General features: G+C 55.3%; 1 pseudogene. It reads right to left on the bottom strand.

Features of this window, described 5'->3' with window-relative positions:
* Positions 1-519, bottom strand: a pseudogene (locus J5224_RS35130) (23S rRNA (guanine(1835)-N(2))-methyltransferase); the annotation flags it as partial.

The following is a 519-nucleotide window of genomic DNA, read 5'->3' on the forward strand; positions in this document are numbered from 1 at the left end:
CTGCATAAAAAAGCGCGTACCAATACCCAGGCTACCGCGTGAAAACACGTTGGCGTGGTTGTGGATACGGTAACCATAACCTTCCAGCTCCCACTCAACGGTTGGTGAATACTCACCTACATTGATTTGCGCCACGTCGCAGTGAATCAGACGCGCCTTTTTCCACGCCAGTGAGGTCCGCGTCGGGCCAATAATTTTTTCAAACAGTTGCAGCGTGGAAGTATGAATATCGCGCGCCTTAGCGCCAGCAATAATTCGCGTATGGGGAGCGACCACCGCGCGCAGCATGCGGAGCTGATGCTCCAGCATCGCCAGGGTTTTTGGCACCTTAATAACCACCAGCGATGGCGCATCGGGTAATGCCGCCAGGCTGTCTTGTAGCATGACGGATTCCGGCACAAAGCCGTTGAGCGACAGATTATGCCGCGTCGCCAGTTGGCTCAGGTAGCTGTCGCTGACGCAGAGCGGCTCATACGCCTGTAATCCACAGGCCAGTGCACCGAAGGTGTCGTTCAGAAT

The organism is Candidatus Symbiopectobacterium sp. NZEC135, from assembly GCF_025962695.1.